Source organism: Tsuneonella amylolytica (assembly GCF_003626915.1).
Lineage (GTDB): Bacteria > Pseudomonadota > Alphaproteobacteria > Sphingomonadales > Sphingomonadaceae > Tsuneonella > Tsuneonella amylolytica.
This window is the reverse complement of the sequence record NZ_CP032570.1, coordinates 2,577,264-2,591,694: the sequence shown is the minus strand read 5'-3', so window position 1 is coordinate 2,591,694 and position 14,431 is coordinate 2,577,264. Positions and strand designations below refer to the sequence as shown.

Annotated in this window: 16 protein-coding genes; 9 read left to right on the top strand and 7 right to left on the bottom strand. The window is 67.6% G+C overall.

What is annotated here, in order from left to right; genetic code table 11:
* Positions 1-8: 8 nt before the first annotated feature.
* Positions 9-764 (bottom strand): 3-hydroxybutyrate dehydrogenase, encoded by a 756-nt coding sequence (locus D4766_RS12700; protein ID WP_120717777.1) that lies wholly within the window; start codon positions 762-764, stop codon positions 9-11.
* A gap of 124 nt (positions 765-888) precedes the next feature.
* Here D4766_RS12700 and ypfJ point away from each other — a divergent pair, with 124 nt between their 5' ends.
* Entirely contained in the window at positions 889-1,749 is an 861-nt protein-coding gene (ypfJ, locus tag D4766_RS12695) for a KPN_02809 family neutral zinc metallopeptidase (protein WP_120717776.1), read from the top strand.
* A gap of 75 nt (positions 1,750-1,824) precedes the next feature.
* Here the strand turns inward: ypfJ and D4766_RS12690 are convergent, their stop codons facing one another.
* Together D4766_RS12690 and D4766_RS12685 are read right to left on the bottom strand one after the other, a co-directional pair.
* Entirely contained in the window at positions 1,825-3,459 is a 1,635-nt protein-coding gene (locus D4766_RS12690) for a M56 family metallopeptidase (RefSeq protein WP_120717775.1), read from the bottom strand.
* Entirely contained in the window at positions 3,456-3,845 is a 390-nt protein-coding gene (locus D4766_RS12685; RefSeq protein ID WP_120717774.1) for a BlaI/MecI/CopY family transcriptional regulator, read from the bottom strand. The genes D4766_RS12690 and D4766_RS12685 overlap by 4 nt, the downstream gene beginning before the upstream one ends.
* 115 nt (positions 3,846-3,960) lie before the next feature.
* Between D4766_RS12685 and D4766_RS12680 the strand changes: the two genes are divergently transcribed.
* From D4766_RS12680 to D4766_RS12670, 3 genes are all read left to right on the top strand, one after another.
* Positions 3,961-5,142 carry an alpha-hydroxy acid oxidase gene (locus tag D4766_RS12680; RefSeq protein ID WP_120717773.1) on the top strand — a complete coding sequence of 394 codons (1,182 nt, stop codon included), beginning with the start codon at positions 3,961-3,963 and terminating at the stop codon, positions 5,140-5,142.
* Between the two features lie 59 nt (positions 5,143-5,201).
* Positions 5,202-6,239: a winged helix-turn-helix domain-containing protein gene (locus D4766_RS12675; RefSeq protein ID WP_120717772.1), complete on the top strand. Its 1,038-nt coding sequence runs from the start codon at positions 5,202-5,204 to the stop codon at positions 6,237-6,239.
* A 90-nt stretch (positions 6,240-6,329) separates the two neighbouring features.
* Positions 6,330-6,881, top strand: coding sequence for a hypothetical protein (locus tag D4766_RS12670; RefSeq protein WP_120717771.1), 552 nt, complete (start codon positions 6,330-6,332; stop codon positions 6,879-6,881).
* Here D4766_RS12670 and D4766_RS12665 read toward each other — a convergent pair.
* Entirely contained in the window at positions 6,878-7,732 is an 855-nt protein-coding gene (locus D4766_RS12665) for a glycoside hydrolase (protein WP_234024811.1), read from the bottom strand. The two genes, D4766_RS12670 and D4766_RS12665, sit on opposite strands and share 4 nt — an antisense overlap.
* 147 nt (positions 7,733-7,879) lie before the next feature.
* On the opposite strand from D4766_RS12665, the gene D4766_RS12660 reads away from it, so the two are divergent.
* Positions 7,880-8,443, top strand: coding sequence for a Clp protease/crotonase-like domain-containing protein (locus D4766_RS12660; protein ID WP_120717769.1), 564 nt, complete (start codon positions 7,880-7,882; stop codon positions 8,441-8,443).
* A gap of 12 nt (positions 8,444-8,455) precedes the next feature.
* Here D4766_RS12660 and sdhA read toward each other — a convergent pair whose 3' ends face one another.
* Genes sdhA through sdhC form a run of 3 tightly spaced genes read right to left on the bottom strand, consistent with a single transcriptional unit; the run spans position 8,456 to position 11,164 of the window.
* The gene (gene sdhA, locus D4766_RS12655; protein ID WP_120717768.1) at positions 8,456-10,387 is read right to left on the bottom strand and encodes a succinate dehydrogenase flavoprotein subunit; all 1,932 of its coding nucleotides are present in this window, start codon (positions 10,385-10,387) and stop codon (positions 8,456-8,458) included.
* Positions 10,387-10,773 (bottom strand): succinate dehydrogenase, hydrophobic membrane anchor protein, encoded by a 387-nt coding sequence (sdhD, locus tag D4766_RS12650; RefSeq protein WP_120717767.1) that lies wholly within the window; start codon positions 10,771-10,773, stop codon positions 10,387-10,389. The genes sdhA and sdhD overlap by 1 nt, the downstream gene beginning before the upstream one ends.
* A 10-nt stretch (positions 10,774-10,783) precedes the next feature.
* Positions 10,784-11,164 (bottom strand): succinate dehydrogenase, cytochrome b556 subunit, encoded by a 381-nt coding sequence (sdhC, locus tag D4766_RS12645; RefSeq protein WP_120717766.1) that lies wholly within the window; start codon positions 11,162-11,164, stop codon positions 10,784-10,786.
* 99 nt (positions 11,165-11,263) lie between these two features.
* Here sdhC and D4766_RS12640 point away from each other — a divergent pair, with 99 nt between their 5' ends.
* The 4 genes from D4766_RS12640 to D4766_RS12625 are packed head-to-tail and all read left to right on the top strand — an operon-like array spanning position 11,264 to position 14,426.
* Positions 11,264-11,971 carry an SDR family NAD(P)-dependent oxidoreductase gene (locus tag D4766_RS12640; protein WP_120717765.1) on the top strand — a complete coding sequence of 236 codons (708 nt, stop codon included), beginning with the start codon at positions 11,264-11,266 and terminating at the stop codon, positions 11,969-11,971.
* Positions 11,961-12,872, top strand: a complete 912-nt coding sequence (gene bla / locus D4766_RS12635) for a subclass B3 metallo-beta-lactamase (protein WP_162935770.1) — start codon at positions 11,961-11,963, stop codon at positions 12,870-12,872. Before D4766_RS12640 ends, bla begins: the two co-directional genes overlap by 11 nt.
* Entirely contained in the window at positions 12,862-13,767 is a 906-nt protein-coding gene (locus D4766_RS12630; protein WP_120717763.1) for a 50S ribosomal protein L11 methyltransferase, read from the top strand. The genes bla and D4766_RS12630 overlap by 11 nt, the downstream gene beginning before the upstream one ends.
* Complete coding sequence (locus D4766_RS12625) at positions 13,728-14,426, top strand: DUF2459 domain-containing protein (protein ID WP_234024809.1); 699 nt, start codon at positions 13,728-13,730, stop codon at positions 14,424-14,426. Before D4766_RS12630 ends, D4766_RS12625 begins: the two co-directional genes overlap by 40 nt.
* The last annotated feature ends 5 nt before the right edge of the window (positions 14,427-14,431 follow it).

Below are 14,431 nucleotides of genomic sequence, written 5' to 3'. Positions count from 1 at the left end.
CGTGACGGCTATTCCGCGGTCCAGCCGCCGTCGATGCTCCAGTTCGCGCCGGTCACGTTCTGCGCCTCGTCGCGGCACAGGAACACGGCGAGCGCGCCGATCTCGGAAGGTTGAACGAACTTCTTCGTCGCCTGCTTCACGAGAAGGACATCATTTATGACTTCGTCGCGAGAAAGGCCTCGCGCCGCCATCGTGTCGGGGATTTGCCCTTCGACCAGCGGGGTCCAGACGTAGCCGGGGCTGATGCAGTTGCAGGTGATCCCGTCGGTCGCGACTTCCAGCGCCACGGTCTTGGTGAGCCCGTCGAGCCCGTGCTTGGCGGCGTTGTATGCGCTCTTGAACGGCGAGGCGACTTTCGAGTGCGCGCTGGCGGTGTTGATGATGCGTCCCCAGCCTGCCGACTTCATGTGCGGAACGGCGAGGCGGATGGTGTGGAACGCGCTGGTGAGGTTGAGCGCGATAATCGCGTCCCATTTGCCGACAGGAAAGTCCTCGACCGGACTGACGTACTGCATGCCGGCGTTGTTGACCAGAACGTCGACAGGCCCTGCCGCCGCCATCAGCTCCTCGCAGCCTTCGCGCGTGGTCAGGTCGGCACCCACATGGATGGCGCCGAGTTCCTCGCGCAGCTTCGCGATCTCCGCCTCGTCGCCGAACCCGTTGAGGACGACCTCGGCCCCCTCGGCCCGAAGCGCGCGGGCGATGGCGAGACCGATGCCCGAGGTCGATCCGGTGACGAGGGCGCGCTTGCCGGACAGGAACATTTGGCCTCCTTCGATGATTGTTCGGCCAAGATGGCCACTGTGCCCGCTGTTGCGGCGCGGGCGGCCCGGTGTCCAGCGCTAACGCGAGCGGTTGCGTGGCGTCAGGTTTCAAGGGGGGAAGCACATGCGGCTCAATCGGTTCGATCCATCCAGCATCAATGTGCGCGGCGGCGGGGGCGGCGGTTTTCCGGGCGGCACTGGCGGCGGCGTCGGCTGCGGCACGCTCGTCATCGCGGCGATCGCTTACTTCGTGTTCGGGGCCGATCCTATGTCGACGATCGGCGCGGTCAACAACGCGCAGCAGGGGCAGGAGGTCGCGCCGCGCGGCGACGGATCGCCTCAGACGGTCGAACAGCTGTGCACCCAGAACGAATACGCGACCGAGGCCTGCAACGCGCTCCAGTCTCTAAACCAGACCTGGCAGCCGGAGTTCCGGAAGGCGAACATCCCGTTCAAGCAGCCCGAACTCGTGTTCTATTCCGGCCAAGTGAACTCGCAGTGCGGCAGTGCTTCGGCTGCCGTGGGTCCGTTCTACTGCCCCGCGGACGAGGGCATCTACATCGACACCAGCTTCTACGACCAGATGGCCCGCCAGCTCGGCGCGCGCGGCGATTTCGCCCGGTACTACGTGATCGCCCACGAATACGGCCACCATATTCAGAAGCTCACCGGCGTCGCCGATGCCATCCGCAGCGCGCAGAGCCAGAACCCGCGCGCGGCGAACCAGCTTCAGGTCCGCATGGAGCTGCAGGCCGACTGCTACGCCGGGGTGTGGGCGGGCAAGAACCGCAACCTCATCGATCCCGGCGACTTCGAGGAAGGCATGACCGCAGCCAGCGCGATCGGCGACGACCGCCTGACGCAAGGCCGCGTGAGCCCGGAGAACTTTACCCACGGCACCAGCGCCCAGCGTTCGGAAGCCCTGCGCGCCGGCCTGCAAAGCGCCGACGATACGGTTTGCGATCGCTATACGCAGGTCGGTTAGCTGCCGCGAATGACCGATGGGGGGCGAACGAGCCGCCCCCCTTTCAACCCACTGACTGTTTTCAGGCCCTGGCGCTCAGTTGCCTGCTTCCAGTTCCGCGATCTCGGCTTCGAGCTCGGCGAGGACTTCGGCTCGGGCTTGCTCGGGCATGTCGCGGTTGCTGGCGATCGAAGCCCGCGCATGGCGGAGGCTGCTCAAGGCCTGCCCCTTGCCCGAATGGCAGATGCGGATCACGCGCTTGCCGTCGGCGCTCCTGCTTTCCCGAACGCTTTGCGTCCCCTCGCAATCCTCGACCACCCGCGGGGCGCGGGCTGCGGCCATTGCGGCGATCTTCGCATGGTCGGCGGCGGCAAGGGCACTGGCGCTTGCCCGCGCGGCGACCGCAGCAATTCGCCTCTCGTCAATGCGAACGGAGCGCTCGATTTCCCTGCCCATCCGTTCGAGATCGCGCTCCATCCGCTTCATATGCCGTTCGAACTCGGGACTATCGGGCTCGAGGCCGTGCGGGACATGATCGCGCATCTCGATGAGACGCCTCTGGGGGGCCTGTTCGGCGCCGGTCGTCCGGATCACCGTGACGCTGCGCTCGCGTGCACTACCGTCGGGCGAGGTGCCTTCGACGACGATGCGGCTTTCGCCAGGTTGAGGTGCATACGGCGCTTCGGGCGGGAGGGGTGCGGCGGGTGCGGACGGAGCGGAGGGTACCACCGGCGGGGCTTGCGGTGCCTCCGGCGGCGCGGGCGGTACCGGGGCCTCGTCGGCGGCGTAGGAGATCGACGCCGTCAGCGGCAGCGCCAGCGCGGCGGCTCCTATCAGCAACATTCCGGCGCGGCGGCGGCGAATGGTTGGATCGGTCATGGTCAGGGTCCTCAAACGATCGACGATGGAAGCATCGCCCAGCACCGGACAAGCCATCGGTGCGGCAAGCGAGGGCTGGAATCCGCCGCGCGGCGCAGTCGTCGCTGCGCGCGCGATGACGGAGGCATAGGTTGCGCGTTCGGCACGGCCACGATTCGCGATGACCCGCGCGTCGCAGGCCGCCTCCTGATCGCGCCGCATCGCGCGCCAGCCGAGCCAGGACAGCGGGTTGAACCAGTGCAGCGCGAACAGCGGCAACGCGGCGAAATTCGCTGCAAGGTCGCCCGCCCGGTGGTGGGCAAGCTCGTGCGCCAGCGCGAGGTCTCGCGCGGCGCGATCGGGACTTGCCATGAAGCCCGGCGGCAGCGCCACCACCCGGTCGATCACACCGAAGGCGATCGGCGAAAGCGTCGCAGGCGTCTCGACGAAGCGTACGGTCCCTGCCTCGCCGACCGTTCGGGCCGAGGCGAGCAACGTGTCGCGCAGGCGGAAGTAGGCAGCCAGTCGCGTAACGAGATAGATCGCGGCGCCGCCCAGCCAGATCGCGAACAGGATCGTCGGCCAAATGCTTTCCACCGAAGGTACGATCGCAGCCGGCGCCTCGATCACGCCCGTGGAAGCGACATAGGAGACCTCAAGAGCCGGCGCGACCGGGGCCATCGGTAGCGGTTTCACGAGCGGCGCGAACGACGCCGGCAGTTCTATTGGCGGCAGCACCAACCGGACGAGCGGAAGCGCCCACAAAGCGTATGCCGCGCGCGCCCCGAAATGACGGGCGACCGGCCGGCGGGCGAGCAATGCGAGCGCGATGAACGCGCCCGTCCACACGAGCGTGTCGACGAGCCAGATCATTTGCGAAGCTCCCTCAGCAGACGTTCGATTTCCGACAGGTCCTCGTCGGTGAGCGCTTCGGCTTCCGCCAGATGAGCGATGAGCGGCGCGGCCCGTCCGCCAAACAGCCGGTCCACGAGCCGCCGCGATTCGCTGCCGACATATTCGGATCGTTCGACGAGCGGCGAATAAAGGAACCGGCGACCATCCGGCGCAGTCTCTACGGCCCCCTTCGACACCAGCCGACCGAGCAGGGTCTTCACCGTCGGGATCGACCAGTCGCGCTCGGTGCAGACCTTGTCGCACACATCGCTGGCGGCGAGCGGGTTCTTGTCCCACAAGACTTCCATAACCGCGAGTTCCGCCTCGCTGATACGCTCCGGTGCGCTTTCGCCGTCGTCGGCCACTCCGCTCTCCTCATTCGCTTATTGTCTACGTTTGTAATCGATTCGCGCGACATAGGCAAGCCGGGGATCGACGAACGACTTCCCCGCTCTCGCGCGGGCCGGTAGGGTCTTGGCGATGGCTTTCGATTTTTCCGTTCCGCACCGCGTCCGGTCTTTGACCGACTGCCACAACGTCGCGGACTTTCGCGCGCTGGCGCACCGGCGGCTGCCCTATCCGGTGTTTCACTACATCGACGGGGCCGGCGACGACGAGGTGACGAAAGCGCGCAACACGGCCGCATTCGACGACGTGGACCTCGTGCCGAACGTCCTCGCCGGAGTGGCGGAGATCGACACGTCGGCGACGATCATGGGCCGCAAGACCTCGTTGCCGTTGATGCTGAGTCCCACCGCCCTCCAGCGGCTGTTCCACTGGCACGGCGAGCGCGCGGTGGCCCGCGTGGCCGAGCGCCACAACCTCTGGTTCGGCATTTCCAGCCTGTCGAGCGTGAGCATCGAGGAGATCGGCGCGAACTACGCCGGGCCCAAGATGCTGCAGTATTACTATCACAAGGACCGCGGTCTCAACGCCGCGCTGGTCGAGCGAGCGAAGGCTGCGAACTTCGATGCGATCGCGCTGACGGTCGACACGATCGTCTCGGGTAACCGCGAGCGGTGCAAGCGCACCGGGTTCACCACCCCGCCCCGGTTCACCCCGTCGAGCTTCATGTCCTACGCCACGAAGCCCGCCTGGGCGCTGAACTTCCTCTTCCGCGAACGGTTCAGCCTGCCGAACCTGGAAACCCATGTCGCGGAAGGCAGCGGCAAGGCCATCTCGATCCAGGACTATTTCAACGAGATGCTCGATCCCGACATGGACTGGGCGGCGGTCGAGAGGCTGCGCGCCGACTGGGGCGGCAAGTTTTGCTTGAAGGGCGTGATGAGCACGACCGACGCGCGCCGCGCGGCCGATATCGGCTGCGACGCGATCATGGTGTCCAACCACGGCGGCCGACAGCTCGACGGCAGCCGCGCCCCGTTCGACCAGCTGGAAGAGATCGTGGACGCGGTCGGCGACCGGATCGAGGTGATCTGCGACGGCGGCGTCCGGCGCGGAACGCATGTGCTGAAGGCGCTGGCGTTGGGGGCGACCGCGGCCTCCGGCGGACGGCTCTATCTCTACGCGCTCGCCGCGGCGGGAGAGGACGGGGTTGAACGCGCCGTCACCATCGTGCGCGACGAGATCGCCCGCGGAATGCGGTTGATGGGGGTGAAGTCGGTCGCCGAGCTGAATCGCGACGTGCTCCGCCGCCGTTGAGCCCTCGCCCTGCACGGGCCGGTGGCATCGTGCGCTGTTTCGCCTTATCGGCTAAAAAGATGGACGGCGGACCCTATGAATTCGGCCCTTTCCGGCTCGACCCGGCCGAACGGCGGCTGACGCGCGGCGGCGAGGTGCTCGAGGTGAGCGGCCGCTACCTCGACGCGCTGGCTCTCCTCGTGGCGGAGGATGGCAGGCTCGTCACGAAGGACCGCTTCATGGACGAGGTCTGGCGCGGCGTGCCCGTCACGGATGAAGCGCTGACGCAGTGTATCCGCTCCTTGCGGAAGGCGCTGGGCGACGATGCGTCCAACCCGCGGGTCATCGAGACGGTTCCGCGTCATGGCTACCGCTTGCTGATGCCGGTGGAAACCGTCGCCGCGGGCAGCGACGCGCACCGCCCCGACGGCATTACCTCTCCGCCGGTTGCCTCCCGGTTCGGGCACGTGCCTGCCTCGGCGCTGGCAGCAGCGCTCGGCGGCGGCGGCGCGGGCATCGTCGGCGGGCTCGGCTATCTGTCGCTCGGCATCGTTTCCCGCGGCATGGGCACCGCCTCCGCGCTCGTCGTGCTCGTCAGCGTGACGCTGGTCCTCGGGTTCGTCGGCGGCGCCTTCGTCGGCGGCGGCATCGCGCTGGCCGGACGCACGGCGAGCGTCTGGCGGGTGAGCATCGGCGGCGCGCTCGGCGGGCTGCTGGTGGGCGCGATCGGCCGGATGGTGGGCATGGATCTGTTCACCCTGCTGTTCGGCCGCGCTCCCGCTTCGCCCACCGGCCCGCTCGAAGGCCTGGTGATCGGCGCGGCCGCCGGGCTGGCCTGGGGCGTGGCTGCCCGGCTCCGCGACTGGCCGACGGCACGCCGGATACTCCCAGCTATCGCAAGCGGAACGGCGGCCGGGATCGTGATCATGATTGCCGGGGGCCGCCTGCTTGCGGGCACACTCGTAGAGACGGCCCGGCAGTTTCCCGATTCGAAGCTGGAAATCGCGGTCCTCCCGCCCCCCATGCTCGCCGCGGCGACCGTGGCGGAAGCGACGCTGTTCGTGACCGGGGTGATTGCCGCGATGATCGCTTGGCAACGCATGGGGCGCCGCGACTAGGGCGATTTCAGCGGTTCCTCATCCCCTCCTCATGACGGTCAGTGCGTACAGCGGGGATACGGGCAGCTCCAGACACAGAGGAGAGTTGCCATGATGACCGCCACCGACATGAGCCCGCGTTCGACGCGCATTCTCCGGATCGCCGGATGGACAGTCGCCGCCTGCCTGCTTGCCCTTCCCGCCATCGCGATGCTCGCCGGGGTCGAAGGCGTCTCGTGGACCGCGTCCGACTTCGTGTTCGCGGCGACGATCTTTGCGATCGTGGGCGGTGTGTTCGAACTCGCCGCGCGGGCTAGCGCCAACCTCGCCTTTCGCCTCGGCACGGGTCTGGCCGTCGCCTGCGCGTTCCTGCAGATCTGGATCAATCTCGCGGTCGGAATCATCGGCAGCGAAGACAACCCGGCCAACTGGACCTACTTCGCGGTGGTGTTCGCCGCCATCGTCGGTGCTGTCGCGGCCTTGGGCAAGGTGCGTGTTCTCGCCCCTGCGATGGTCGCCGTGGCCGGCCTGCAGGTCCTGTTCTCGATCCTCCACGCGGTCAACGGCACGCCGACCCCCATCATCGACGCTTTCTTCGCCGCCATGTGGCTCGGCGCGGCGGCGCTGTTCCGCCGGGCCGCGCGGGAGCAAATCGCAGCCTAGCACACCTCCGCGGTATTGCGCGGGACGGGCCCGGGCGGTACGCGCGCCGGGCTTTGCCAGAACGGGTCGCCGGCAAGCCGGTGACCCGGTCCGTAGGCTTCGCCCAAGGCAGCGTAGAGCGCAGGATCGTAAGCGGCGAGATCCTGATGATTCAGGATCCGCCGCCCGTCGAATACCGCCAGCCGGTTCGAATCGAACCAGAACTGCGTGCCTTCGGCCCAGTATTCGTCGACGGTGGTGGAGGCGTACTCGTCCTTCCAGCGCCCGTCGCGCAAGGCGGCGGCATAGGCATCGTCCACCCGCCCCGCCAATGCGGGATCGACCGCGCGAATGGCGGCCAGCACGTTATGCGAAAACTCGTGGACGAGGATCGTCTCGCCCCAATACCGGCTCGAGCGGAGGCCCAGCACGTCCTCCTCCGATCCGCTGGTCAACGGCCCGGCCATCCCGCGGGCACGCCCGTTCCAGTACTCGCGGTCGCTCATCGCGCCGATGCGCGCATCGTAATGCTTGTGCTCGCAGCGGGTCAGGCGCGGATCGTTGCGCGTAGGGCGGGTCCAGTGCGCCTGCTCGGGCAGGTCGGTGGTCGCCTCGCTTTCGGCCATGATCGCCACGCGGTAGCCGTTGCCGGCCAGCCAGCGCGCAAGATCGGGTCGCGGGGCCAGCATCTGGCGCACGAGCCCCGCCGCCGTGTCGAGCGCCTCGGCTTTTACCATCGCCGACCCGATCACCGGTATCCCGCCCGCATCGCGATGCTGCGTGTAGAAGCCGCCGGTTTCAGCCGCGACCGATGTCGAACACCCCGCTAGGAAGAGCGAGGCGGCCACTATCGAAAGGCGAGCAGTTGTCATACCGCAGGGGTCTACACTGACGAAGGAAGCAACCAAACACCCCGCATCCGTTCATTCCGCGGCGAGATTTCTGCTGAAACCTGTCGCCAGTCCGGAACCGACTAGCGGACGAAGCGCTCCCTCTCGGCAACGAAGCGGGGGTAATCGATGTCCGGCCAGGATATGTCCGACAAGATCAGGGCTGCGCCGCAATTGCGGCTGGTCGGCAGTGTCGACGAGGCGATGTATGCCGAATTTCGCAAGCAGCTCGCCGCCGCGCCCGAAAGCGGCCCCCTCGTCGTTTCACTGACGACACTGGGCGGCAATCCGGAAATTGCCCGGGCGATGGCCGATGATGTGCGCCTGTTGCGCGAAGCCGGGCGCGAAATCTATTTTCTGGGCAAGGCCGCGGTGTATTCGGCCGGCGCGACCTTCATGGCCGGCTTTCCGGTCGAGGCCCGGTACTTCACCCGCAATTCCAGCCTGCTGTTGCACGAAAGGCAGATCGACAGGACGGTCCGCCTCGTCGGTCCGCTGAAGAGCTGCATCGATCAGCTCAGGGCAACGCTCAACGAAATCGAATTCTCGATCCGTATCGAGGAAGACGGATTCCGCTCCATCGTAGCCGGGAGCGATGTCGGCTTCGCGGAGGTTCGCCAGAAGGCGCCAGACAACTGGTACATCGCCTGCGAAGAAGCCGCCGAACGCGGCCTCATCGCGGGGATCGTGTAACTCCGCTCCAGGTCAGTACACCCGCTTCTTCGGCTTGATGTATTCGACGTCGTCGGTCAGCGTGTATTCGTGGACCGGGCGGTAGTCGATGCGGACGGTGCCGCCCTTGCCGCCCCACCCGTCGAACCACGCGGCGGTGTGCTTCATCCATTCGCCGTCGTTGCGATCGGGGAAATCTTCGTGCGCATGGGCACCGCGGCTTTCCTTGCGATTCTCCGCGCTCGCCATCGTCACGGTGGCCTGTGCAATGAGGTTGTCGAGCTCCAGCGTCTCGATGAGGTCGCTGTTGAAGATCAGCGAACGGTCGGACACGTTGATGTCCTCCATCCGGCGATAGATCTTCTCGAGCTCGTCGACGCCTTCGGACAGGAGGTCGGAGGTGCGGAAGACGGCCGCGTGACGGCTCATGGTCTGCTGCATCGCCTTGCGAATCGACGCGGTGGGCGACCCGCCGCTGGCATTGCGGAAGTGATCGAGCCGGTCGAGCGCGAGGTCGCCCGCATCCTTTGGCAGTTCGTCGTGCGACGTGCCCGGGGTGATCAGTTCCTTGAGACGGTGGCCGGTCGCGCGGCCAAACACCACGAGGTCGATGAGGCTGTTCGATCCCAGGCGGTTAGCGCCGTGGACCGACACGCATGCCGCTTCGCCCACCGCGAAGAGCCCGGGGACGACCTTCTCCGGATTGCCATCCGCACCGATCGTCACGACTTCGCCGTGATAGTTCGTCGGGATGCCGCCCATGTTGTAGTGCACGGTGGGAACCACCGGGAGCGGCTGGCGCGTGAGGTCGACGCCGGCGAAGATCTTGCCGCTCTCGGTGATGCCGGGAAGCCGTTCGGCCAGGATCTTGGGATCGATGTGGTCGAGGTGGAGATAGATGTGGTCCTTGTCCGAACCCACGCCCCGCCCCTCGCGGATTTCCAGCGCCATCGAACGGCTGACGACATCGCGGCTGGCTAGGTCCTTCGCCGACGGGGCGTAGCGTTCCATGAACCGCTCGCCTTCGGAATTGGTGAGGTAGCCGCCCTCGCCCCGTGCGCCTTCGGTGATGAGAACGCCGGCGCCGTAGATGCCGGTCGGGTGGAACTGCACGAACTCCATGTCCTGCAGCGGCAGACCCGCGCGCAGCACCATGCCGCCGCCGTCGCCCGTGCACGTGTGAGCGCTGGTCGCGGTGTAGTAGCAACGACCGTAGCCGCCGGTGGCCAGCACCACGGCCTTCGCCCGAAAGCGGTGAATCGTGCCGTCGTCCATGCACATCGCGACGACGCCGCGGCAGACCTTGCCGGCGGGCGTATCCTGCATGATGAGGTCGATGGCGAAGTATTCGATGAAAAAGTCCGCGTCGTACTTCAGGCTCTGCTGATACAGCGCATGAAGCATAGCGTGGCCGGTGCGGTCCGCCGCGGCGGCGGTGCGCTGGACCGGCGGTCCTTCGCCCATGTTCTGCATGTGGCCGCCGAACGGGCGCTGGTAGATCGTGCCGTCGTCGTTGCGGCTGAAGGGCACGCCGGCGTGCTCAAGCTCGTAGACCGCGGCGGGCGCCTCGCGCACCATGTATTCGATGGCGTCCTGGTCGCCGAGCCAGTCCGACCCCTTGACGGTGTCGTACATGTGCCATGTCCAGTGGTCCGGCGTGTTGTTGCCGAGGCTCGCCGCGATGCCGCCCTGCGCCGCCACGGTGTGGCTGCGGGTGGGGAAGACCTTGGTGATGTTGGCGGTGCGCAGGCCCGCCTCGGCCGCCCCCATCGTGGCGCGAAGGCCGCTGCCCCCCGCACCCACGACGACGACGTCGTAGGTATGGTCGATGATCTTGTATTCGTTCTTTCGCTCGGTCCGGCCGTGGGGGGTGCCGGCCCCGGTCCGGGTTTCCTCCGGCGGCGCCTCGGGGGGCGCGGTGTCGCGCGCGTTGGCGGCGGCGGTATCGGTAATCTTCTCGGCCATCAGGCGGCTCCGGAAAGGGCGATGCGGAGAATGGAGAAGAGCGCGAAGCCCGCTCCGCCGACCGCGAGTATGTTGAGGGCGATCGTCACGGCGAGGTGGTTGCCGCGTTCGTGGACATAATCGTCTACGAGGATCTGCAGGCCGTGGCGGGCGTGCCAAAATACGTCGACGATCCAGATCGCCAGCGCCGCGGACGGGATCGGTTGCGCCAGCCAGTCGCGCACCGTTGCGAAGTCGTAGTTCGGCAGGAGCGCGAGCCCGAGCGCCAAGAACAGCCCCAGCACGATGTTGCCGATCGCGGTGAAGCGCTGCAGCATCCAGTGGTGCGATCCGTGATGCGCCGGGCCCAGCCCGCGCACCTTGCCGATCTCGGTTCCGTTACCCATCGTCAGGTCCTCACTTCAGCAGGATCACGGCCCAGAAGGCCACGGTCAGGAGAAGGCCGATCAGCGGTGCGAGCATCGACCACAACTTGTTGGTCGCCAACTCGTAGCCCGCGCCGATGTCGAGCACGAAGTGGCGAATGCCGCTGCTCATGTGGGTAAAGAACGCCCATGACAGCCCGACCAGCACGATCAGCCCAACCGGCGATCCCGCCAGTGCCTGGAAGTCGCCATAGGCTTCCGGCCCGCTCGCAAGGGCGACCAGCCACCAGACCAGCACGGCGAGCCCCACGAGCGCCATTCCATCGCCGGTGATGCGATGGAGGATGGATACCGCCATGTGCGGTCCCCATTTCCAGATTTGCAGGTGCGGCGATAACGGGCGGTCGGCCATGCGGTGGAATGTCCCGGGTTTGAGGTGCCCTCCCCTTAACGCCTTGGCATCGCGGTGCAAGCGCTCGACACGCAAGCCATGATGCGCTGAAAGGAACGGATGACCACCATTCTCCTCACCGGCGCTTCGCGCGGGATCGGTGCCGCGGCTCGCAGCGCGCTCGAAGCGCGGGGCTGCCGCGTGATCGGACAAGCGACCCGCGCCGCCGACGGCCTGATCGCGGCCGACTTCGCCGAGCCGCAGGCCCCGCTAATACTGTGGGAAACCGCGCTGGAAGAAGCCGGCGGCACGATCGACGTCCTCGTCAACAACGCCGGGCTCTTTTCCGCCAGCGCGCTCGGTGCCAGCGATATCGCGTGGCTCGATGCGTGGGAGGACACACTACGCATCAACCTCACCAGCGCCGCGCAATTGAGCCGGTTCGCGGTGCTCCACTGGCAGGAGCGGGGCAGCGAGGGCCGGATCGTCCACGTCGCCAGCCGCGCCGGGCACCGCGGCGATTCGCCGGCGCACTGGCACTATGCCGCGGCCAAGGGGGGAATGCTGGCCCTCCACAAGACCATCGCCCGCCAATACGCGGGCGAAGGCATCCTGAGTTATGCGATCGCGCCGGGCTTCACCGACACCGACATGGCGGGCGACTATCTCGCCAGCCGCGGCGGCCCGGGCCTGCTCGCAGACATTCCGCTGGGCCGGGTCGCAACGCCTCAAGAGATCGCCACGCTCGTCGCGTTCTGCGCGCTCGACGCCCCGCCGAGCATGACCGGCGCCACGCTGGATGCCAACGGGGCGAGCTATGTCCGCTAAGTTTGCCGCCGTGCTGACCGCGGCGCTGGCCTCCTGCACCACCGCTGGCGACAGGCCGGCACCTGAAGGCGACCTACGGCCGGCGCAAGTCGCCTGGGCGCAGCAATGCGAGGATTTCGACGACTGGGACAAGCCGGGCCCGCCGTTCCGCGTCTACGGACAGACTTTCTACGTGGGAACGTGCGGCATCACCTCGCTGCTGGTCGCCGGGGAAGACGGACACGTGCTGATCGACAGCGGCACCGATGCGGGCGCCGAAGCGGTGCTCGCCAACATCCGCGCGCTCGGCTTCGATCCGCGCGACGTCGAAACCATCCTGATGAGCCACGAGCATTTCGACCACGTCGGCGGCATGGACCGATTGCAGAAGGCGACCGGGGCAACGATCGTCGCAACCCCCGCGGCGGCGGCGGTGCTGCGAAGCGGCAGGCCTTCTCCGGACGATCCGCAGGCCGGATCCGAGCACCCGCCCTTTGCGCCCGTCGAAGGACCGATTACCGCCTTGCAGAGCCTCGGTCCGGTGCGTTTCAGTGGTGCCGCGTTCACGGCGATCGACACGCCCGGCCACACCATCGGCGCGACAAGCTGGAGCTGGCGCGCGTGCGAGGTGGGGGGCCGCTGCGCGACTATCGTCTACGCCGACAGCATGAACCCCATCAGCGATGACAGCTATCGCTTCTCCGATCATCCGGCGCTCGTCGCCGCCTTCCGCGAAGGCATCGCGTCAGTCGCCGCGGCGGATTGCGATATCGTGCTCGCTCCGCATCCCGGGGCCGTCGATCTGCGCAAGAGATTGTCCGGCGAGAAACCTCTCCTCGATCCCGGCGGCTGCAAGGCCTATGCCGATGGGGTGGCCCTGCGGCTCAACGCGCGGCTCGCGAAAGAACGCAATGGCGGATAGCTGGAAGCTGACCGCCTTCGCGGATAAGCCGATCGTCCAGGCGGCTCTGCTGGCGCAGGAGGATGCCGCCGACTGGCCGTGGGACGTCACGCTCACCGGGTTCGAACTTGCCGACGACCGACCCGACGACTGGCGGCTCGACGCGTACTTCAACCGCAAGCCGACCGCCGCGGACCGGCGCATGGTGGCCGCATTGTTCGAGGGGAAGGCGCCCCGACTGACGGCCGAGGAACTGCCGGAAAGCGACTGGCTGGTCGAAAGCCAGGCGGGGCTCGAGCCGATCGTGGTCGGCCCCTTTTACGTCCGCACCCCGGATCGTTCGCGGCAGGAAGGCGCGATCGATTTCGCAATCCCCGCAAGTCAGGCGTTCGGGACGGGGCACCATGCGACGACCGCCGGATGCCTGGCGATGCTCGCTGCGATGAAGGACCGCGGCGTCACCGTGCGCAATCTCGCCGACATTGGCACGGGGACCGGCTTGCTCGCCTTCGCTGCCCTCGCGCTGTGGCCGCGCGCGGTTGCGACGGCGAGCGACATCGACCCGGTCTGCTCGGGCGTGGTCGAGGCGAACGCCGAAGCGAACGGCGTGGCGATGGGCGCCGGCCGGGGCGCGCTGACGATGGCGATCGCCGACGGCATGGACGACCCCCTCCTGCAGGCGCGCGGACCCTACGATCTCCTGATCGCCAACATCTTGGCCGGTCCCCTGGTCGAACTCGCCGGCGATTTCGGATCGGCGGTGGTGCCCGGGGGTCACATGGTGCTGGCGGGCCTGCTCGAAACGCAGGAACTCGCGGTGCGGAGGGCGGGGCGCAAGGCGGGCTTCCGCCTCGCGGCCCGGATGGTGCGGGGCGATTGGTCAATCCTGTGGCTCCGGCGGCGATCCGCGCGCTGAAGCTGGCCCGGCACACGCTGGCGGGGCTGGCTCTGCTGGTCGGCACATTCATGCTCGCGGCGTGGGTCGGCAGCAGCCTTCCGCGAAACCGCAGCTGGACCGAGCCTGCGGCCGGCGTGCCGATCATGGTGGAAACGAACGGGATCCACACCGCGATCGTGATGCCGCTGGTCACTCCGCAGAAGGACTGGCGCGGCGACTTCCCTGCCGCACACCTGGGACAGCCCGCGCGCCCCTATACTCATGTTTCGGTAAGCTGGGGGGAGCGCAAGGTGTTCCTCGATACGCCGACGTGGTCCGACCTTTCCCCTCCTACCGCGATCGGCGCGGTAACGGGCGGAGGCGGCCTGCTCCATGTCGCGCATTACGTTCGCCCGGCACCGAGCGATACCGCGCGCATCGTCCGCCTTCGCCCGGCCGAATACGCGCGTCTCGTCGCCGCGATCGAGCGGCAGGTCCTGCCGCCCGGGCGACGTACGATCCACGTCGGATACGAGGACTGGGACGTCTTTTACGATGCGCCGGGCCGCTATCACGCGGGCAACACTTGCAACCAGTGGACGTCCGACACGCTGGCCGCGGCAGGCGTGCGGATCGGGCGCTGGACGCCGTTTGCGGGCGGTGTGATGAAGTGGATACCGCGGCTACCCACCCGCTGACGCAG